Origin of the sequence: Thalassoglobus neptunius (assembly GCF_007859735.1) — a bacterium.
Lineage (GTDB): Bacteria > Planctomycetota > Planctomycetia > Planctomycetales > Planctomycetaceae > Thalassoglobus > Thalassoglobus neptunius.
Genome location: NZ_SIHI01000019.1, coordinates 43691 through 63808 on the forward strand (window position 1 = coordinate 43691; position 20118 = coordinate 63808).

Annotated in this window: 20 protein-coding genes and 1 tRNA gene; 7 read left to right on the plus strand and 14 right to left on the minus strand. The window is 54.0% G+C overall.

The features are described from left to right. Positions 1 to 17: 17 nt before the first annotated feature. From KOR42_RS18765 to KOR42_RS18785, 6 genes are all read right to left on the minus strand, one after another. Entirely contained in the window at positions 18 to 674 is a 657-nt protein-coding gene (locus tag KOR42_RS18765; protein WP_146511381.1) for a hypothetical protein, read from the minus strand. Then, entirely contained in the window at positions 671 to 955 is a 285-nt protein-coding gene (locus tag KOR42_RS18770; RefSeq protein ID WP_146511382.1) for a hypothetical protein, read from the minus strand. The genes KOR42_RS18765 and KOR42_RS18770 overlap by 4 nt, the downstream gene beginning before the upstream one ends. Continuing rightward, positions 952 to 1095, minus strand: coding sequence for a hypothetical protein (locus KOR42_RS26840; RefSeq protein WP_197441341.1), 144 nt, complete (start codon positions 1093 to 1095; stop codon positions 952 to 954). The genes KOR42_RS18770 and KOR42_RS26840 overlap by 4 nt, the downstream gene beginning before the upstream one ends. 12 nt (positions 1096 to 1107) lie before the next feature. Further along, complete coding sequence (locus KOR42_RS18775; RefSeq protein ID WP_146511383.1) at positions 1108 to 1350, minus strand: helix-turn-helix domain-containing protein; 243 nt, start codon at positions 1348 to 1350, stop codon at positions 1108 to 1110. Positions 1351 to 1405: 55 nt separating this feature from the next. Continuing rightward, positions 1406 to 1597: a hypothetical protein gene (locus KOR42_RS18780; protein ID WP_146507591.1), complete on the minus strand. Its 192-nt coding sequence runs from the start codon at positions 1595 to 1597 to the stop codon at positions 1406 to 1408. A 114-nt stretch (positions 1598 to 1711) separates the two neighbouring features. Continuing rightward, a complete protein-coding gene (locus tag KOR42_RS18785) occupies positions 1712 to 1984 on the minus strand; it encodes a hypothetical protein (RefSeq protein ID WP_146511384.1) in 273 nt (90 codons plus the stop codon). On the opposite strand from KOR42_RS18785, the gene KOR42_RS18790 reads away from it, so the two are divergent. Next, entirely contained in the window at positions 1983 to 2189 is a 207-nt protein-coding gene (locus KOR42_RS18790; RefSeq protein WP_146507597.1) for a hypothetical protein, read from the plus strand. The two genes, KOR42_RS18785 and KOR42_RS18790, sit on opposite strands and share 2 nt — an antisense overlap. A 136-nt stretch (positions 2190 to 2325) precedes the next feature. On the opposite strand, the gene KOR42_RS18795 is transcribed toward KOR42_RS18790, so the two are convergent. The 4 genes from KOR42_RS18795 to KOR42_RS18810 form a co-directional block, all read right to left on the minus strand. Continuing rightward, positions 2326 to 3438 (minus strand): tyrosine-type recombinase/integrase, encoded by a 1113-nt coding sequence (locus KOR42_RS18795; RefSeq protein ID WP_146511385.1) that lies wholly within the window; start codon positions 3436 to 3438, stop codon positions 2326 to 2328. Between the two features lie 572 nt (positions 3439 to 4010). Beyond that, positions 4011 to 4244 carry a helix-turn-helix domain-containing protein gene (locus tag KOR42_RS18800; protein WP_146511386.1) on the minus strand — a complete coding sequence of 78 codons (234 nt, stop codon included), beginning with the start codon at positions 4242 to 4244 and terminating at the stop codon, positions 4011 to 4013. Continuing rightward, a complete protein-coding gene (locus tag KOR42_RS18805) occupies positions 4245 to 4484 on the minus strand; it encodes a helix-turn-helix domain-containing protein (protein ID WP_146511387.1) in 240 nt (79 codons plus the stop codon). It lies immediately after the preceding gene. A 101-nt stretch (positions 4485 to 4585) separates the two neighbouring features. Continuing rightward, positions 4586 to 4658, minus strand: a tRNA-Phe gene (locus KOR42_RS18810). A 782-nt stretch (positions 4659 to 5440) separates the two neighbouring features. On the opposite strand from KOR42_RS18810, the gene KOR42_RS27665 reads away from it, so the two are divergent. After that, positions 5441 to 5572 carry a hypothetical protein gene (locus KOR42_RS27665; protein WP_261342059.1) on the plus strand — a complete coding sequence of 44 codons (132 nt, stop codon included), beginning with the start codon at positions 5441 to 5443 and terminating at the stop codon, positions 5570 to 5572. A 389-nt stretch (positions 5573 to 5961) separates the two neighbouring features. Further along, positions 5962 to 7314: an enolase C-terminal domain-like protein gene (locus tag KOR42_RS18815; protein WP_146511388.1), complete on the plus strand. Its 1353-nt coding sequence runs from the start codon at positions 5962 to 5964 to the stop codon at positions 7312 to 7314. A 161-nt stretch (positions 7315 to 7475) separates the two neighbouring features. Here KOR42_RS18815 and KOR42_RS18820 read toward each other — a convergent pair whose 3' ends face one another. Beyond that, positions 7476 to 8609, minus strand: a complete 1134-nt coding sequence (locus tag KOR42_RS18820; protein ID WP_146511389.1) for an FAD-dependent oxidoreductase — start codon at positions 8607 to 8609, stop codon at positions 7476 to 7478. Between the two features lie 26 nt (positions 8610 to 8635). Continuing rightward, positions 8636 to 9895: a sulfate adenylyltransferase gene (locus tag KOR42_RS18825; protein ID WP_146511390.1), complete on the minus strand. Its 1260-nt coding sequence runs from the start codon at positions 9893 to 9895 to the stop codon at positions 8636 to 8638. Between the two features lie 254 nt (positions 9896 to 10149). Between KOR42_RS18825 and KOR42_RS18830 the strand changes: the two genes are divergently transcribed. The 4 genes from KOR42_RS18830 (at position 10150) to KOR42_RS18845 (ending at position 17655) form a co-directional block, all read left to right on the plus strand. Continuing rightward, positions 10150 to 10866 (plus strand): DNA topoisomerase I, encoded by a 717-nt coding sequence (locus KOR42_RS18830; protein WP_231741005.1) that lies wholly within the window; start codon positions 10150 to 10152, stop codon positions 10864 to 10866. Positions 10867 to 11103: 237 nt separating this feature from the next. After that, complete coding sequence (gene asnB, locus KOR42_RS18835) at positions 11104 to 13065, plus strand: asparagine synthase (glutamine-hydrolyzing) (RefSeq protein ID WP_146511391.1); 1962 nt, start codon at positions 11104 to 11106, stop codon at positions 13063 to 13065. Beyond that, positions 13062 to 14333: an ArnT family glycosyltransferase gene (locus tag KOR42_RS18840; protein ID WP_146511392.1), complete on the plus strand. Its 1272-nt coding sequence runs from the start codon at positions 13062 to 13064 to the stop codon at positions 14331 to 14333. Before asnB ends, KOR42_RS18840 begins: the two co-directional genes overlap by 4 nt. A gap of 4 nt (positions 14334 to 14337) precedes the next feature. Beyond that, a complete protein-coding gene (locus KOR42_RS18845) occupies positions 14338 to 17655 on the plus strand; it encodes a hypothetical protein (RefSeq protein WP_146511393.1) in 3318 nt (1105 codons plus the stop codon). Positions 17656 to 17693: 38 nt separating this feature from the next. Here the strand turns inward: KOR42_RS18845 and KOR42_RS18850 are convergent, their stop codons facing one another. Next, positions 17694 to 18740, minus strand: coding sequence for a dihydrodipicolinate synthase family protein (locus tag KOR42_RS18850; protein WP_146511394.1), 1047 nt, complete (start codon positions 18738 to 18740; stop codon positions 17694 to 17696). 68 nt (positions 18741 to 18808) lie between these two features. Then, on the minus strand, positions 18809 to 19849 hold the full coding sequence (locus tag KOR42_RS18855; RefSeq protein ID WP_146511395.1) for an NAD-dependent epimerase/dehydratase family protein: 1041 nt from the start codon (positions 19847 to 19849) through the stop codon (positions 18809 to 18811). Between the last annotated feature and the right edge of the window lie 269 nt (positions 19850 to 20118).

A 20118-nucleotide genomic window follows, 5' to 3' on the forward strand; every position in this document is an offset into this window, starting at 1 on the left:
CTTCTCCTGATCCAACGTTAAAACAGGCTGGTTTGCCGATTGGCTCCCTGCACGACGACCGGCCTGCGATCGATCGTCGTGATTTGTGGCTTGGGAATCGGCGGTTCAGTGATTACGTGGTTGTTCTCTTCCGCGACCAGCTCGTCGAGCGTCACAATCTTCTGAGGTCGAGCGGAGCAGTCGGTCAGCTTCTTCGACCAGGTGTGAATCAAATAACGACGCTTCGCCCGTGTCGCGAAGACGTTGCCGAACTGGTTCAATGGGCCGGACCACTCCAACCCGGCGTCACGGCAGCGATCGAGGAACGTCTCTTGTTCTGGTGTCGCTTCACCGACGACCTCGTTGGTCCGATCGTGTACCAGTAATCTCTTTTGAGTCGGCGCCCTGTGTTGTCCCGTGGGAGCGGGTTCTGCAGTTTCGTCAGATGAGCCATCCCACCACGGTCCTTCGTGAAACTCTTGCTCACCCACAGTGCCCCAGAAGTTCCAGCGGCCTGTCTCCAGGTCGATCGAGAATTGACGCCCGGCCAATTCGGCGAGCTTGGTTCCACCCCGCGTCCCATCGGGCAGCAGCTGCAACCCGTACCACCGCAGGCCATGCAGCGACCGAAACGGCTTCATCGCGATCGCGAAACCGGCGTTCTCAAGATGTGACCTGCGTTCCTCCGGGCTCATCGAGTCGCCTTTCTTCGTCGATCGACGAGTCGATTGATCGTTCGCGAGTCGTAGTTGAGTGCGCACCGGCAGCAGAAGTACTTGACCGGTCTGTGCAGTTTCTCGGCTTCCTGTTGAGCCAGGGCGATCGTCGAGCAGGCGATGACAACTTCGTCCCCACAGTCTCGACAGTGACCGCGCGTGATCGCCTCGCCCGGATCGTGCCTGGCAACCAGAGGACCGGCCGCCACAACCATCACCGCATCAATCGGCCATATCTGGGTTGGTTCGGGATGACTCACGAGTTTGTTTTCCCTCTTGGGTCGCAGTTGTCGATTTCCTGATCGCGATCTCGTAGGCATTCCCGCACGAACTGGAATGGGTGAATGATCACTGCAGGGAACTCTCGAAGCAGGCCGACAATCCGTTCTCGAAAGCTCATCCGGCGGTCTCCTTATCGTTGATTCAAAAATTCTCGACCGGGCTTGCGGATCTTCCATCCGTCCCGGGCGTAGTAATCGACCAGGTGACAGTCCGCCGCCCGATCGAGAATCGCGTAGACGGTGTTGTAGGAGAGTCCGAGTCGATCGCAGATCAGCAGGATTCCGGACCCGCCCGCTTGTGAGTTGAGATACTCCAGAACTCGCAACGCATCCGAAGTCGGCTGAAAGTGTTTAGTGGCCTGTTTGAATGTCATCGATCACCTTCCCTGATGACTTCGGAATCCGATCTGTATCGGAACCTGACTGGTCTCAGTTGTTCCGGGCACGTTGTGAGATTCGTTCTGCTTCCTGACGCAGACGCTGGGAAGCGTGATAGGTACAAGGGACCGCCAGTTCGCCCGTTGGCAGAAACCAGCATCCACAATCACCGTGCGGCCGATGACCGTTGGATCCATCGAGTCGATTCGCAGGTCGGGCCGGTCGTTTGAGTCGTCGAGACATGGGGTGTTCCTTAAACTTGGAAGTGAACAGTGATGACAGCTGGCATCGTTCAATTCGGCGAGGGTCGATCGAGGACGCATCCGTTCCCGATCTCCCTCGAAGATCCTTTCGAAATCAGTTCAGTGATCGGGCAGCAGCTCGTTCCCAAAAGCCCTGTGTTTGTTTGGCGGGATCCGAGGGGTTGATCTGCAGGTACTTGCGGCAAGCGTTGCCTGCGGTCGGCAGGAGAGCGGTGTCCCCGACGAAGGTGCCGCAGTAGGCGCCTCCCTGCTGAACGGCAAAGACCAGGACGGCGTCGGCTTTAATGGATTGTTTGAGCTTCACCGCAGCTGCTTCGAACTGCATGTCTTCTGCGGCGTTGATCGCGATCTTCTTCGGGGGTGTCATGGCAGGCTCCTTGCCAGGAAAAGGGGGAACGGGGAAAAACACAGCTCCAATTCGTATTGCGAACACTGCGGTGTTCGATGTGAAAGCAGCTGCCCTGGAGCAACCCCGCTTCGACGGGCCGTTCGAAGCTTGGGTATTCGTGTTGCTCGACAGGGCAGCAATCAAGGCAGGCGGGTTGAACTGCCTTGATGATCTGGATTGTTGAGAGGGGTTGTTGTCAGAAGAATTGAGCGTCGCCACATTTGGACAACACCGGGTCCGGTCTTTCCCTGACGAGTGCGAATGGACACAACACTCGGGTGCATGTGAAGGCTGTTTTTCAGAACCGTGCTCAATAGTTGTTAAAACAGAGTCCGCTGCCGATCGCCGACGACATATGGAGGCAGAGTGTTGACGGCGGAGTGCACTGCTTCGGTCGGGTCGCGATAACTGCGGGCGTTCACTCCAGAGAGCGAGTGCCCCAAAATGAACGGACCGACCCCGGGGGCGTGCGACTCGTAGCGTTCGTTGCAGGTGGCCCGGGCGACTTGCCAGGGCTTTCCGCTGGTGTCCGAGATATCGGTGATCCCGACTTGTCGGAGGATCAGTTTGAGCAGCTGGTTCCGTGATCGCGCCCGCGAAGTCTTCTCGGGATCGAGAGCCTCTGGAGATCCCAGATCCGGAAATAGATACGGTGAGTCCCCCGACTCGGCGAATGGTTGAATCACCTTCCAGGTTTCGTCGCTGATCGGCACCCCTTGCAGTTTGCCGGTTTTGCGGGATTCGAACTCGATCAGCCGTCGCCGTTTGAGATCGCGCGTCAGATCCGATTTCTTGAGGCAGAACAGATCGACTGGACGAGCACCTACATTCAGCGAGATCAGAAACGCAGCTCTCAGACTTGGTAGGTTTTCGAGTGCCTCCAAGATCCTGGTCACTTCCTCGCGGGTGTAGATCCGCGTTTTGGAGGAAGTCGGGATCGGTTCCGATCGAGGAATGTTCGAGATCGCCTTCACCTCGACGGCGTGGCGAATGATGGTCATCAGGTGATTGCGCGTTGATTTGACGGTGTTCGGGGAGAGTCGATCCGAGTCGAGCATTGCATCGAAAACTCGTTCCAGAAGCAGTCCTCCGCCTGAATCGATCAGGGCCAGAGATGGTCCCGGCCAGTGTCCAACCCAGTCGGCAGGTCGGGAGTAGCGTTCCCAGCGATTGAGTGACTGTCGATCCTTGGCCGCTGTCCCTTTGCAGCGTCCTTTCTTTCCGATCGCCTCCCACTTGCCGTCGAGACAATCTGTGTAGAACTGTCTCAGTGAAGTCGTGCGGGCGTAGTGTTCGCGCTCTTCGGGCGGGACGTGTCGCGGGCAGTACTCGCTCGCTTGTTCGGAGTTCCAGGATTGCCAGGCCTGATCGACTTCGTTCTGTTCTTGTGTTTGCGGATAGAGCTTGATGATCGCGTCGGTGGTGTTCGTCATGGTGCTGCCCGATCTGGTTAAGTGCTGCCCGCACTTGAAAATCGAAATCCACAACGACGGGCGAGGGGAACCACCGTGGATACAACCGTGCAACTACCTCCTCCTCGGCAATTGAAACATCGATTAGAATCTTCTGATTGGTTCGGGTTTTCCCTGGATCCTTGACGGGGGGAGTCGCTGGGGCGCCCCAGGAGTACTGCTCCTGGGGTCGATTAATCGAACCCACCTGATCCAAAGCTTCGAAGCTCATTGTCCTGCACTCCGTCAAACACAAAGTGTGATTACGCTAAATGATTACTTATCACCCTGCAAGCCGAAGGGTTGCAAATTTTTCTGAAATCAAATGAGTTGGATTTCGGGCGATCAAAGAATGAGAGCGCGAGAGCAACGGCATCTGCGATCGACAAACTCGTCGATGCGAACATCCTGTTAGAGCGGATGTTCTTATCTGCCAAAGCGTTGGGATTCGCATCCAGAGAGAAAATCAGCGACCTCGAAACGACAGAAAGCCCGTCGTGGCGGGGGGGCGTTTTCTGCTTAGAAGACTCTGGAGTTTTTTAGAGTGAGCGCAGTTACTCGATGGAATCAGCAGGTTGCCGAGCCTCGGTGGAACTCAAATGGAGCGGGAGTCCCAGTGCATTAAAGAATTTCTCGACAACATCGAGGCCGGGGCAGAACTTTCCAGACAGATACTGACTCACCGTTGGTCGGGAAACACTCATTCGGCGTGCCAGTTCGCTTTGAGACATTCCCTGACGAGCGAGTTCGTCCTTGACGATCCGTCGAAACTCTTCTTGCAGAACCATTTACTTCACAGACTCGACGGTCTGTTGAACTTCCTGCGGGCCGATTTGCAGTGAAATGTGCAGAGCGTTGAAAAACTTCTCCACAACATCAAGGCCGGGGCAAATCTTTCCTGTGAGATACTGATTGACCATCGGGTTGGCGACACCCATGCGGCGCGCGAGTTCGCGTTGAGACATCCCCTGGCGAGCGAGTTCGTCTTTGACGATCCGTCGAAACTCTTCTTGAAGAACCACTTTCATCCCTCCAGTCTATGCGGATGAGACTCCGCTGACGAGGTCGACCGCCTGGAAAACCGAACGATTTAGTAAGTGAATATTTGTTTAGGTCGAAGAAAAAAAAGTGGTCAGGGGCGGGGTCGAACCGCCGACACCAGGATTTTCAATCCTGTGCTCTACCAACTGAGCTACCTGACCGCTCAAAAACGCGAATGCGATTTCTAATCGTCATTGAAGGACATTGCAAGTCAGGCAAAGGTTCAATTCTTAACCAGAAGAACACTGGGGCGAATATTGCCGACATCGCCGCCACTCTGGTCGTCTGAACTTGTGTGCTCCCCGTCTTGTGAGCTTCGCGGAGTGAGTCGTCGGTCTTGCTGCGTTCAGACGGATTCGAGAATCCTCGTCATTGATATCACCCGATTCGAGGGAGAAGCACGCGGGGAGTTTTTGCAGTTATCAGTTGTGATGGGGGAATTCTTTGATTATCCTAGACGATTCGGCGTTCGCGAGTCGCAACCCTGCTCTAGAGGTTGAGATGTGTCGAACATCTGCACTGCCAGACGGGCAACTTGCACGCTGAATTGTTGATCAAACGTAAGAGAACCTTGTCTTGAAAGGGACAGTCGAAGCATGGGTGTTAAGAAATCAGGAAAAGGACGTCGGAAGTTGGGACGAAAAAAGCGACGAATGCGAGCGAAGATTCGCCATCGTAAGGGTTAATCTGCGACACAGACGCTCTCGTGATCGACGTGGAAGGCGATTCGTTTTTCAGTCGTTCACTGATGCGATGTTGCGACTACCGACCTGAGTGATTCTGGCCGAGTCGAATTCTGTATGCATCGCAAGTCTCACCTCCCAACAAGTCTTGAATGTCATTTGTGGCAGTTGAGAGCTTGTTGTCTTATTCTTCCACACTGAATCGTTTCTTCTTGTATTCCATTCGCAATGGCTAAGTTACCGTGCTTGCCGGATGCGGAATGGAAGACAAGCGATTTATGCTGCGCGAAGCGAGTGGCGATCGGGATGTGGAATCGATTTGGCGGCAAGCGGTCGATCTCAATTGGACGATGGTCCTGAGGAAGATTCTTCGCAAACTGGCAGCTAGCTAATGAATCACTGACAGTGCCTGAGTGCAATTCTCGGGAACTGCGTGAGGTTCGCGAAATAGGGCCTGCTTTCGCTCGCGGATTGCCTCCAGCAGAGCGGATTGCTGTTTTGAAGCATGTTCGTGCTTCCCCATGGTTTGCAGTTTCAGGAATGTGTGGGCTAACATACCTCGGTCACTGAACAGCTGGGTTTGCCACATCTTCGAAGCAGGCGTTGATCTTGTCTTCGCGGATGAGCACGAGCAATCGCGACAAAGGTTATGTCGAAGAGTCCAAGCGCGTGCACAGACAAGCACAACTTGCCAAACGCAAATTGCCCAACGCAAATTGCTTGATGTGGAAAACTCATTCGCCTCACCGGAAAATTTCAAAGACCGAATTCCTTTCCTCCCATGAGCAAATCGACCGACATCCGTGTCGTTGACGCGATCCTCACCACAGAAGAATTTCCATTTCGAACGCCCCTGAAGTTTGGTGGGCGGGTGATGGACAAGCATCGCGTGATCAACGTTCAGGTCACTGTTGAAGACCGGGCGGGAAATCATGCAATCGGGCTGGGGAGCATGCCGATTGGAAATGTCTGGGCGTGGCCGTCCGATGTTGTTTCGGCAGAGCAGGCGGAAGCGGCGATGGAAGCCTTCGCGACGCGTGTCGTTCGACTGACGGACTCGCTGGACGAATTCGGACACCCGATCGATCTCATCTATCACGTCTCTGCGGAATACTTTCATCAGGCAAAAGTGGTCGCGGAACTTCATGGGCTGGACGAGCCGGTTCCGGAATTAGCCCAACTGGTCGCCGCCAGTCCTCTCGATGCTGCTCTCCACGATGCATTCGGGAAGGTGCATGATCTCAATTCGTACAACATGCTCTCCAAAGAGTTTATGAGTCGGGATCTTTCCGAATACCTCGACGAGCAATTTGAGGGCGAATATCTCGATCGGTATACGCTTCGTGACCCGAAAGAACGGTTGCCGCTGTATCATCTTGTCGGAGCGCTCGATCCATTGACCGAGGCGGACATTGAGAAACGGATTGATGATGGGTTGCCGGAGACGCTTCCAGAATGGATCGCTGCCGACGGTCTGACTCATCTCAAAATTAAACTGAACGGTGACAATCTCGATTGGGACGTCAATCGTGTCCTCGATGTCGATCGCGTCGCATCGGCTGCTCAAGAAGCTCGTGGTTGCAGCGAATGGTTCTATTCAGCCGACTTCAACGAGAAGTGCGAGAACGTCGACTATGTGTTGGGATTCCTGAATCGAGTTCGTGAATCGTCCCCGCAGGCTTACGATCGAATTCAATATCTCGAGCAACCGACCAATCGGAATCTTGCGGAGCACCCGGAAAACAAGATGCACGAAGCGGCGAAGCTCAAGCCAGTTGTGATTGATGAGTCTCTGGTCGACTACGAATCACTGCTGCTCGCGAGAGAGCTCGGGTATAGCGGAGTTGCACTCAAAGCTTGCAAAGGGCACACCGAGGCACTCTTCGCAGCTGCGGCCGCCCAGAAGTTCGGAATGTTTCTGTGCGTGCAGGATCTCACCTGTCCCGGTTATTCGTTTCTGCACTCGGCAAGTCTGGCAGCTCGATTTCCAACGGTTGCAGCCATTGAAGGCAACGGTCGACAGTATTGCCCGAGTGCCAACCGCGTGTGGGAACATCAGTATCCGAGCATGTTCGAAATTACCGATGGAACAGTTGGGACCGGTGTTCTGAACGAAGTCGGTTTAGGGATGTGAACTCGCCGGCTCTCGTCGATGTTTGACTTTCGGGATGCAGATCTGACGGGTGAGGATTCATCTCCCGACGACGGCAACTGCAATCGATGTTGACCGGAGATCCTTCCTTCAAGTTCTTGCAGTCTGTGCGGCTGCTGTGTGAACGTGCTCGATTCTTCTGCTCACTGCTGATATTTGTTCACGAAGCTGCGGTCGATCCAGTTCTTCAAGTGCAGTGCCCACGCTCCCTGGAACGAGATGCCGTGCCACACTCCCGCAGCTGACCCATTTCCGAAGTTCATCAGCTTCAGGAAATTCTCTTGAGGCGAAAACTTCTTGAGGCTGTCCTCTTTGAGCAGGCGTTGAAGATTGTCCCACAAGAGCGGTCCCTGTCTCACGGCATAAACACCAGCTTTCGGGACGGATTTTTTCTGAATGGACCCGGAATCGCCGACCGCGAAGATCGGTTCTTCTGAAGTCGATTGCAGAGATTCCTCCGTGAGAAGGAATCCTCTCTCGTCTTGAGGAAGTTCTAGTTGGCAAAGAAGTGACGGAGCGGCAGCCCCGGACGCAAGGATGGCGAGGTTGTTCCCGATCGTCCGATCATTTTCGAGGTGCAGTGCTCCGATTGAAATCTCCCGGACGCGATGGCCGGTTGCTAGGCGGACTTGTCTCTGTTCCAGTTCTTTGCGGACTCGATGACGAAAGCCTGACGATTCTGTTTGCAGGATTTCTTCGGCGTCGTGGACGAGTGTTAGCTCAAAAGGGATCTCGCGAGCTGTTTGAGAGAGCCGGGCTTGCAGGCAAAGTGCGATTTCGCATCCCGCCATTCCGCCTCCGATGATGGAGATTCGGATTGGCTCAGAGCGATTTTGGAAACGAAGTCGATCGAGCCGGTCGTTCAAGCGTTGCGTGAAGTCCTGCATTGGCTTGATTGACAGGCAGGCCGGAGGAGCGATTTCAATCCCTTCTGTTGCGGGAATGGAACCGATTCCGACGGACAGAACGTCGAATGCGACTTTCGTTCCGTCGGCGAGAACGAGGTTGCGACCACTGCGGTGAGTGATATGACCGAGGATCAATTGTGCTCCGGCCCAGTCGCAAAGTCGCTGGAGATCGATTTGGGCAGCTTGCAGCGGAAACTGACCCGCGAGCACTCCGGGAAGCATTCCCGAGTAAACGGTCGTCGGAAAGTTTGAGATGCAGACGAGTCGGGTGTCAGGAATCGGATTGTGTTTCCAGTTCCTGACGATGTGCGCATGAGTATGTCCGACACCCAGCAGAAGAATCGTCTTCGTGTGCTTTGTGTCGGACATGTTCAATGCGTCGTTATTGAGGGCGACTACTGTTTCATCGCTTCAGCAAGAATGCGAGAGGTTGTTTCCCGCATGATGCGTGGATCGACGAGTTCGCCTTTTTGCAGTGTCGCTCGGACGTCTTTTCCGGAGATGAAGACAGGCTTTTCGTCGGAGTGGTTTTCCATCAGGTCGACGCGTCCCATCGACTCGTAGAACGCCGCGAAGCCGACTTTGACCGGTTCGATCAGCAGTTCACCGTCGAGCTTGTCAAAGATTTCGTGAGCATCGAAATCTCCCCAGATCGCTGTTCCGTCTGAGAATGGAACGTCTGCGTGTTTCCGTCCGATCACGATGTTTGTGTAACCCATGTTCTGGCGGTAAATGGCATGCATGATGGCCTCTTTCGGGCCGCCGTAGAACATTTTGATGTCGAGTCCGAGAAGCTTAACGCGATCCGGAACAGAGTCGTCGCGGCTTCCCCAGAGTTCGGCGTCGCTGTCGCCGTCGCCGAGGGCTCGTTCGCTGATGAGCTTCTCGTAGGTCTTCATTCGAATTTCGGCGTTGACGTCGTCGCCTTTTGTTTCGCCGATCAACGGATTCAGAACAGCACCCGCGTTCTTGCCTTGCTTCATGAGCACTTCAAGAGCGTAGACGAGGGCGTATTCGTGGGCACGGTGAAGTGGATTGCGTGTCTGGAATGCGACAACTGCATCCCAACCGGTTTCGCCGATCAGCTTGCGAACTTCGCGTGGTGTGAGGACGTACTGGCCGAAGTTTGGATTCTTGGGCTGCGGCAGTGCTCGGATTTCCCCACCGATGAGGTGAGTCTTGTCTGCGTCGGTTCCTTTCAGAACCATATCGGCACCGGGATGGTCGGTTCGATCGGTCAGATAGACGGAAGAAATGTAAGCCTGCTTATCCCACTCGTACACGTCGTTGATGTCGAGGGTCGCAACGATTTCCCCTTCAGGATTCGTCAGAGCGACTTTCGTTCCCGCTTTGAGAGTTGCAGCAGTCTCACCGGTCACAGGAAACGCAATTGGAATTGTCCAAGCGTACTTCTTACCATTGTTGACAATGACAGACTCACTGAGCACTCTGTCGTAGGTTTCCTTGTTCATCGGACCGGTGAGAGGACTGAGTGTCCCGTCAGCGAAACGGTAAACGGTCGACAAGTCAGCTGCGGAGACAGGAACCTTTGGAAGGGTGGCTGCTTCTGCTTTGAAAGAATCAATATCAGCAGCTGCGACTGTGCAGCAAACGGGCTCCGAAAGGCCTCCGTGTGGAGCGATGAGATCAGCCATGGCTTAAGTTCCTAAAGTGAGTTTTTGCAGTTGGATGGACCATTCCTGCGCTTGTGAAATATTGTTTTTGAAAGACCTGTTTGAGACGCGAGACTAGGGCATGCCGGATTGACCGTCAAGACCGGTGAAATCCTGAGTTCGAACCGATTCGCAACGATTGAATTGCTCTTTGCGGAAGCGGTTGGGAAGCTATCGTTTGCACAATGACGGCCGAGCCCGTCCCAGGTTTGAGAATCAATGATTGAGGGGCAGTGATGCCATATCCCCCGAACTGGATGCTACGACAGATCCTGGCTCCAGTGATCCGGCCCGCAACACGCCTGATCATCGGGATGTTGGCTATTCCGATTCTTCGACTCCTGCGAAAAAAAGTCGCACGGACGAAAGAGTGGGACGATGAGTTTGAGAAAGATGTTGAGCAATGGTTCCGCAGCTCGCTTCTTCTTTTCTTCGCCACGAAAAACGTGGAACTGTGGTTGGGGTCCTGGCTGGATCTCAAGTTCAATTTCACGCTCGACCACTGGTGGGTGACCGCTGGCCGGCTTCTACTGGCAGTCGGAGTGGTGGAGTCGATGCCCGATCAGGAACTGTTCTCGATCGTCCATCCCGGTCCTCCGCGTCTCAAATGGGTGAAAGAACGCGGGATCTTCGGAAACATTTCCGATCAGTTTCGACCGATGCTTCGAGGACTTGTCTGTCAGCATTTGAATCGCTCTTCCCCGGTTCTGGCGATTATGGCAGCGATCATGGGGGGAACCGTTGGTTGGGTCTGCTATGCGATGGCGATCACTCAATATCTGATTATCGGGTTGGTCACCTCCCGGGATAAAGCCCGAGATGTGCTGTCTGAGTTCGATCGGCAGGTGGCTCGGCGACGTCAGGAACTCGTCGAGGAATTCGAGATCGAAGGAGAGAGTTCGACTGACGAAGAACTTCCGGAACCTTCAGAAAGTGATCCGAAAGCCATTTAGAGCAAGTTGCTCTTTCCTGTGTACTCGCTTGCGCTGTTTCATCAGATCAAACGCTACGTTCGCTCGTGCGAGTGAGTGCAAACCAAATCAAAAAATGCTCTCGTGAGCTTCTCTTCGACTTGTTCATTAAGACGAAAACAGTTTTCGGTCGAGATCTTGAGTTTCAAACTGTCAGAATTGAGTCCCCATCGACTACGATTCTTCGACAGAACACAGTGACTTGGGAAGTGATCGGATATGTGTGGAATCGCGGGCGGAGTCTGGTCCGCCAACTCGGAGCCCTTGAGTCGAAGCCAACTGGAGAAAATGCTCCACGCGATCCGTCATCGCGGTCCAGACGATTATGGCGTCTATTTTTCGGCGTCTGAAGGAAACGGTAACGAAAACGATCCGCCGTCCGCATCGGCAGCACTCGGGCATCGCCGACTTTCGATCATCGACCTGAGCGGTGGCCGGCAACCTCTTTCGAATGAAGACGGAACCATCTGGGTTTCGTTCAATGGAGAAATCTACAACTACCGAGAATTGCGCAAGGAACTGATCCATCAGGGACATGTGTTCCGGACTGATTCGGATACAGAAGTGATCGTTCACCTGTACGAGGAGTACGGGGTTCGCTGTGTCGACAAAATGCGGGGAATGTTCGTCTTCGCCGTTTGGGATGAATCCCGTGAGCGACTTCTGCTCGCGCGTGATCGTCTCGGCCAGAAGCCGTTGTTCTATCGTCAGGAATCGGGGCGACTTTTATTTGCGAGCGAACTGAAGGCGATTCTTGAAGTCTCGGGAATTCCGCTGCAAGTCAATCGGCAGGCGATTGATCTCTATCTGACATATCAGTACATCCCGCATCCGACTTCGATCCTCTCGGGATTTCAGAAACTTCCTCCGGCGTCGATTGCGGTTTATGAGCGGAATGAACTGACCGTCGAACGGTACTGGAAGCCACCATACGATGATCCGATCGAAGCGACTCCTGCCGCTCGCAGCGAAGCGCTCGCAGAACTTCGAGAGACGTTGACCGAAGCGGTGCGATTGAGGATGCGGTCAGATGTCCCGCTCGGGGCGTTTCTGTCCGGAGGGATTGACTCGACGATCATTGCGGGGCTGATGCAGTCGTTGTCGGAGAAACCTGTTCACACGTTTTCAATTGGCTTCCCGGTCCACGAATATGACGAACGTGCATATGCTCGGGAAGCAGCCAAATTTCTCGGAACCGAACATCACGAGTTTCTCGTTGATCCGTCGGCATTGGAAACACTGTCGACGCTGATTTGGCACTATGACGAACCTTTCAGCGACAGTTCCGCGATTCCGACGATGGCTTTGTCTGAAGTGACCCGAAAGATCGTGACGGTCGCGTTGTCCGGAGATGGAAGCGACGAACTCTTCGCCGGGTATCATCGGTATCGGGCTGTCGATCTCGCGGGAAAAGCTGATTGGCTGCCCCGACCCGTAAAGGCTGCTCTGGCTGCGAAGATCTGGCAGAAGATTCCGACCTCAACTCGCCAACGTTCTCTCGGTCGTCGCGCGAAGCGATTTATTGCCGCACTTGGACAATCTCCGGAACGACGCTACTTGCGCTGGATCGGAATCTTCGATGAGGATTCCCGACACAATCTCTACACGCGGGAATTTCAGGAGTCGCTGGACGGATTCGATAGCGGAGATTTCATCGATGACGCCTATGCGGAATACCCGAATCGCGACTTTCTCACGCGAACAACGGCGGTCGATGTGCTGACATATCTTCCCTGCGATATCCTGTCGAAAGTCGATATTGCAAGCATGTGTCACAGCCTCGAAGCACGAAGCCCGTTTCTCGATCATCACGTTGTCGAACTCGCAGCTCGGATGCCAGCAGAGTGGAAATATTCGAACGGGAAGGGGAAGCAAATTCTCATCGAAGCGTTCTCCGATCTGATTCCCGAATCGATTCAGAATCGTTCGAAGATGGGATTCGGAGTTCCGATTGATCACTGGTTCCGCAATGAACTCAAACCGTTGATGAAGGAAACCCTTCTGTCGGACCGCTGTCTCGATCGGGGTTACTTTCGCCCGGACGCACTCAAGTTGATGATCGACGAACACCTCAATGGCCGATGGGATCACTCTTATCGATTGTGGAATCTTGTGTGTCTTGAACACTGGCACCGCGTCTTTCTGGAAGGAGCCCGACCCGAGGAAGCTGTCCCGGTATGACGGAATCGCAAGTCATTCATCGACGCTGGCTGATCGCCATCCTGTTGACAGCACTCGTGCTTCGCGTTGGCGGAGTGGTGTTGCTTCAACAGCGACTCGATGCGAACGGGCAACAATTTTTGATCGCTGGGGATGCCGAAGGTTATTGGCTGCTCGGGCAGAAAATTGTCGAAGGCGAAGACTACGCGATTCATACGCCGCCTCGATATGTCCATCGCATGCCCGGATTTCCGCTCTTGCTCGCTTCGATCATGGCGGTCTTCGGCCAACAGTTTCTTCCGGCCAGAATCGTCCTCGCATTGATTGCGACGTTCGCGTGCCTGCTGGTCTACTGGCTCGGTAAACGAATCGGGACTGAGCGAACCGGCCTCATCGCTGCCGCAATTGTCGCTGTGTCTCCAACGTTTGTCGGGTTTTCCGGGTTGATACTCTCGGAAACAGCGTTCAGCGTCGCTTTGCTTCTTGCTTCGCTCGCATGTGAACGATTGGGACGGCTGATTTCTTCGGCAACAAGTACATTGTTTGCGGTATTGCAACAGGCTCTCTGGGTGGGAATTGCCTTTGGCATCGGAGTCTATTTGAAGCCAAGCTGGATTCTTGCAGCTCCGTTGCTGGGCGGGGCAATGATCCTGTTGCTGAGGCCGAAAGTCCGAACGTTCGCATCGGCAGCGATGATTCTGTTTGCGATGTTGATGACTCTGGTGCCGTGGGGCATTCGAAACGAACGCGTTTCCGGTCACTTCACACTCACAACATTTTGGATGGGACCGAGTTTGTACGACGGAGTTCAACCCGGAGCGAATGGAGAAAGCGATATGCGTTTCTTCGACGATGACGGGCTGACTCAAGAAATGACTGAGTATGAAGTCGATCAAGAGTACCGAAAACGTTCTCGAGAACTGATTCTTGCCGATCCTCTCCGGATTGCCCATTTGTCCTGGTTGAAGTTTGTTCGGTACTGGAATCTGTGGCCGAACGCAGACCAGTTTCAATCATGGTCGCTCAAAAGTTTACTTGGCTTGTTCTATTTGCCTGTTTTGACATTTTCGGTCTACGGTGCGTGGGTCCATCGGGGCCAATACTGGTCTATGGTCATTTGCCTTGGCCCGGTACTCTACTTCATGTTGATTCACCTGGTCTTTGTCAGTTCTCTGCGATATCGCCTGCCTGGGGAATACCCGATGCTCGTCATGACAGCTTTGGGAATCGAGGCGGTTTTATTCAGAGCCGGACAATCGCGACCGAAATTGGAGAATAACTCGGACTAAAATTGTGAGCTGGAACGGAATCCGCGAAACGCTGCAATGGATGCTGTTTCTGCTGTTGATCGGTGTGGTCGCAGCAGGGTACGGAGCGGCCCACTTTTGGTCGATGAAGGATGACCTGATCCGCACCACCGTGGACGGTGTCCTCTCTCGGATGTTTCCGACCTGCGAAGTCTCTTTCAAAACGGCCGAGCTTGCTTCTGACTCCGGCGTTGTCATTTCGGAGTTGATGTTACAGTCAAAAGTGACCGGCGCGCGACTTGTTTCTATTCCTCGCGTCAATATTCAGATCGACTCGACCGCGCTTCAGGAATCTCATTCGATTGTCGTTCGCTCGGTCGATCTGGAATCTCCGGTCCTCGAAGTCCTCCGGACGGCGGATGGAGTGTGGTCCTGGACGGGCTTCACAACTTCCAGCCCGGAACAAACGTATTCTCCGGAGATTCGCGTTCGAAACGGTCAGATCCGATTGGGAATCGAACAGATCTCTGGAGGCGTCATTCACGAGATCGACGGACGTGTGGTCGAGGCCAATCTGGTTCCAACGGCATGGAAAGCATTCGACATCACGGGCGCGCTGGCCGTCGAATCGCTGGGAACTCTCCAACTGGCGGGAAATCTTGACCTGAGAACATTGCGCTGGAATCTGCATGGCGACCTGGGTGATGTTCGCGTCGATGGTCCATTGATCGAGAAAGCGGCCCTGTTGATTCCGGATGTCGGGCGTCGTCTGGCTGAGTTGCAAAGTCAGTCACCGGTGATGCGAGACCGAATGAAATCAGAAGGACGTGATTCCCAGTTTGCTCTCGTTGGCGAAACTGTTGAGCAAGCGAGTCGGCGCGCACTCTTCCGTGCCGACTTGAACCTTCACTTCGAGGTGGGCCAACTCTCGGCGGAACATCCGTTGGATTACGAGTTGACCTCAGACTTCCGCAACGGGCAGATTTCCGAATTGCTGTTGCCGGTTCCTCTGTACGATGTCAGTGGCCGTTTCGAACTGACTCCAGACAAAATTGTCATCCGCCGTTTTGAAGGCAGAAACAACAGCGCCTCACTCTCTGTCGATGGATTCGCGTCACGTCTCGGCAATGACTGGAGCAAAGACTTTTCGATCAAGGCTCAGAATCTGCAGATCGACGAAAGACTCGAAACGGTCTTACCGGAATCGATGGCCGGTTTGTATCACCTGATTCATCCGCGGGGAGTCTTCGATCTCGACTTCGACGCAAGAATACAGCCGGGCGAAAACTGGACGTTTAAGCTGCGAAAGTTCACCGCACGCGATTGTCAGGTGAAACACGAATACTTCCAGTATCCCGTTGACCAGATTCAGGGAGAGGTGACCCACGATCAGGGGCACTTTCACTTCAACCTTCGGGGCATGGCGGGCGATCGACCGGTCACTCTTCGTGGCACCAAAAGCGATGCAACCGGCCCCGGTGGAAGCGAATTCATCATTCAGGCCGAACGGATTCCCATCGACGACCGGTTGTTGAATTCTTTGCAGATGAAGAATCAGCAGGGAGCTCGGGAAGCGATTGAGTCGATGCAGATGGAAGGGGTGCTCGACGTCACCGCGAAGTTCGTCCAGGCAGCGACTCCCGGCGCAAAGTTCATGATGCAGCTGAACGCAGAAGTCAAACAGTCGACTGCGAACTACAAAGGGTTTCCTTATCAGCTGGAAGACTTTTCGGGGACGATCGAATACGACGCAGTCGAAACTCCGGTATGGCGATTTGACAATCTGAAAGCCCGGCACGGGCACGCTCATCTCAGCGGACGAGGACTCCTCGACCTGACGCTCTCTCCGCCGGTCTTCGCTCTCGAATTCAATTGTGTTCGTGTTCCGATCGATGCGGATTTGGAAAAAGCATCCCGAGTCAGTGCTCCTCATCTGGAGCAATTGTGGAAAGACATCGACCTCAAAGGCACCGTTGATGTGGACCGCGTGCGAGTTGGCTGGCGACTTGGCGACACTCCCGAAATTACATTGCAGGGAATTCAATGGCGCGACGGAGCTTTCAAACCTGCCGATCTCCCGTATCGCTGGGAGAACGTGGTCGGAGCACTCGAATACGATGGGAACCGCTTGCGAATTCATTCTTTGAACGGTTGGCACGGAGAGACCTATTTGCATGTCGATGGCTCAAAACCAGAGTCCCCCGCGTTTGTAGATGTCCCGGAGAATTCTGCAGTCGCCTGGCATATTCATATGGGCGATCTGCATTTGATGAAGTTGAATGTCGACGCGGAACTTCTTAAAGCTCTTCCTTCTGAACTCGCAATTTCGCTTGCGAGTCTCGACTTGCGAGGGCCGGTTGACCTGCACGTTCAGGCGGATCTTAAGGGATGGACATCACTTCCGGATGTCGTCACTGCCGACTGGGAACTCTTTGCGTCACTCGAGAACAACGACATTTACGCGGGGATTCCGATGACCGGAGTCACCGGGCGTGCGAAAGTCCAGCGAGGTGTCTGGGACGGTCGGCATCTCTACATGGAAGGCTATCTTGAACTCGAATCCGTCACCGCACTTGGAATGACATTCAACGATGTGACAAGTCCGATGATCATTACCGACGAACGGGCAATCGTTGGCCGGGCTGTCCCGAATCAGAAGCAGCTTGTGCATGCAGAATCGAACCCTTACCGCGAATCATCGCTCAAAGGGAACATCTACCGAGGGCAGGTCGGGCTTGATTCTGAAGTGGTCTTCGCAGCCCGACCTGAATTGATTCAGTATCGCGGCGAAGTGAGCATTAAGGATGTCGAGCTTGCCGACTGGGCGGCCGATCAGTTTCAGACAGCCCAAAGACTCAAAGGCATGGTCAACGGATGGATGGAGTTTCGAGGGATGGGCCCGTCGATGACAGCGACGAAAGGGAAGGGGTGGGTGAACATTTCACCCGCTGCGATCTATGAACTCCCGGCGTTTGCTCAGGTCTTCTCGCTTTTGAATTTTCGACCTGTCGGGAATACAGCTTTCGATTATGCCTACGCAGAGTTTGATATTAACAACGGGAAGTATGACTTCTCTTATATTGAGTTAAACGGAGACGCACTCGGCCTTACCGGACGAGGTTCAGTTGGCTATGCAGCTGGCACAGCTTCACTCGTTAATTTGCAGTTTGCATCGAAGCTAAATAATCAAGTTCCGATCTTAAGAAACATCATTCAGCCACTCGGGAATAAATGGATCCGAGTGCAAGTGAATGGAACTGTTGCGAAACCGGTGGCCACAACCCAACCCGGCATCGGACCGCTGGATGATCTAATCCGCCAGTTCGGCAACGCAATCGATCCAAGTCGAATGCGACGTCCATAAACTGCGATTTTCGGTGATTCACGCAAGCTTGCGGTGTTCTAAGTTAACCATTCATCGCGATGTGCCTGAACGAATTTATCGTCGATGAGATGCGGATAGGCGGCGCAGATGCGGTCGATTTCTGCGGCTTGTCCCTTGCTCATGGTTTCCGCTTCGTCCAGACACCAGCAACCGGGGACGAGTCCCTGCCGGCGGAGAACTTCCAGGATCCCGGGGATGCATCCGCGAAATTCGTTTGCAGCATCAAAGATGACTGCGTTCATGTCTGTGACCTGATTGGCGATACTTAAGTAGCGAGCCGGAATTGTTTCGCCGTTTTTGATGGTCTTGATTTCGCTTAAAAGATCGACTGCGGACTTTGTCCAGACAGCCCAGTGACCGAGCAGTCCTCCGGAGAACTTCACTGGTTTGGCATCGGCAGTGTTTGAGAATTCGTAAGAGGTCATTAAATCGGTGACGATGGTGTCGTCGTTGCCGGTGTAAAGGGCGATGTCTTCTCGGCCGGATTCCGCGAGTGCTCGCACGACATCGATTGTTTGATACCGATTAAATGCGGCAATTTTAATTGCGACGACATTCTCGATCTCAACGAATTTCTTCCAGAACGAATACGGGAGAGAAATTCCGCCGATCCCTTCCTGAAGATAGAAGCCGAACACGGGAAGGACATCTGCGACGGCGCGGCAATGTGAAAAGATCTCTTCCTCGCTGCTCCCACGTAGCGCGGAGAGGCTGAGGAGTCCGCAGCTATATCCGAGTTCGCGAGCAATCGATGCTTCGTGGGTGGCTTGTTTCGTAGTCCCGACGATCCCGGCGACGCGCACGGTCTTCGTCTGACCACTGCGGGTGATCTCCTCGGCAGCGAGTGAAAGAACCGGTTCGTAGAGACCGACTTTTTCATCATGAATTGCAAACTGAGTGGTATGGACCCCGACAGCCAAACCGCCAGCGCCCGCAGCGAGGTAATACCGGCTGAGGGCCCGTTGATGTTTTTCGTCGAGTTCACGATTGGAATTGAGAGCGAGCGGATGCGCTGGGATGACAAGCCCACTGAGGAGTTGTTGTCGAAGGGAGGAAGTTTGCATAGCAATGATTTCTTATCGAGTGTGTGCGAAGCGAATCGGGCTCTTGGCGAGTCTGCCGAACTGACCGCTCAGAATTTTCCGTTCCTGACTTCAAAGTGCGTCGGCTTGGAATGAGTCGGAAGGTCCCGTTTCAGCCAGTCGGCGGTCCACTGAATCAGCGTCTCCAGAGAGACGGTCGGTTCTCCGTATTTCTGGTGAGCGAGTGAACCATTGTTTAAGAGGGCTGTTGGTTGGGCTTCTCCGCCCGGCGTCCAGGTTTGACCGAAGGCGTCTGCGAACTTCTTGCAGACCTGATGAGTCGAAAAGATTGTTGGGCCAGCTATGTTGAGAACGGTTGCGGGAGATTCTGCCTCTGCCATTGCTTCCAGAAACAGGGCGTTTGCATCGCCTTGCCAGATGACATTGGCGTATCCCATCGTTAGCTCAGGCGGATGCTGTTGAAGGACTTGCCTGGCGAGATCAACGAGAACTCCGTACCTCATTTCGACGGCGTAATTCAGTCGGGCGATCAGTGTCGGTGACTGGTTTCGACGCGAAAAGAACTCGAACATCCGTTCGCGTCCAAGTGCCGACATCCCATATTCTCCGACCGGATTCACATCGTCAGTCTCAACGGATCCGCCTGAATCGACAGGTACAAGCGGATAGACGTTGCCGGTCGAAAATGCACCGATCCTGCTGTTGGGAAATCTCTGGCAGACAACTGACGGCAGCCAGACATTCATCGCCCACGTTCGCGACGCATCGCCGGAGGTCCCGAACTTTGCTCCCGTCATAAAGATAACATTGGGAGCATCGGGGAGGCTGGCGATAAAGTTTTCGTCCAGAAGGTCGCCGGAAATCGTTTCAATGTCCCAGCCATGAAGTTGTTCGGGAAGAGATTGATCGGAGAATCGACTGACTGCGATGATGCGACGTGACGAGCCAGTGTCTTGGGTGGCGCGTCGCAACATACGAGTCAGCGATGGACCCATTTTTCCCCCGGCACCGAGAACAAGGACATCACCGGGAGTCGATTCCCATCGATCGATGACTCCTTGCGTCGGCCTGCTCAAGAGTTCTTCGAGTTGTTCGAGATCGGCAATCTCATCAGGCAGAGATTCATTCATGCGTAAACCTGTTTTCGAGTTCGTGTGAGCTGTCCGTCCGTCGCTGGATAGCGGACTGAGAGGCTATCCGGAAACTGAGGTTTTGTGAAAGTCTGGTTTTGTTCACACTTTGCGGTTCATCAACGCAAAGGAGTGCACGGTGTCCGAGGCGATTCGAAAAGCGTACCCAAGTGACCTGACTGACCTTCAGTGGGAGATGATCGAAATGATTCTTCCGAAGCCCCGCCGCAGCAAGAAAGGCGGGCGACCACAAACTGTGGACGTGCGGG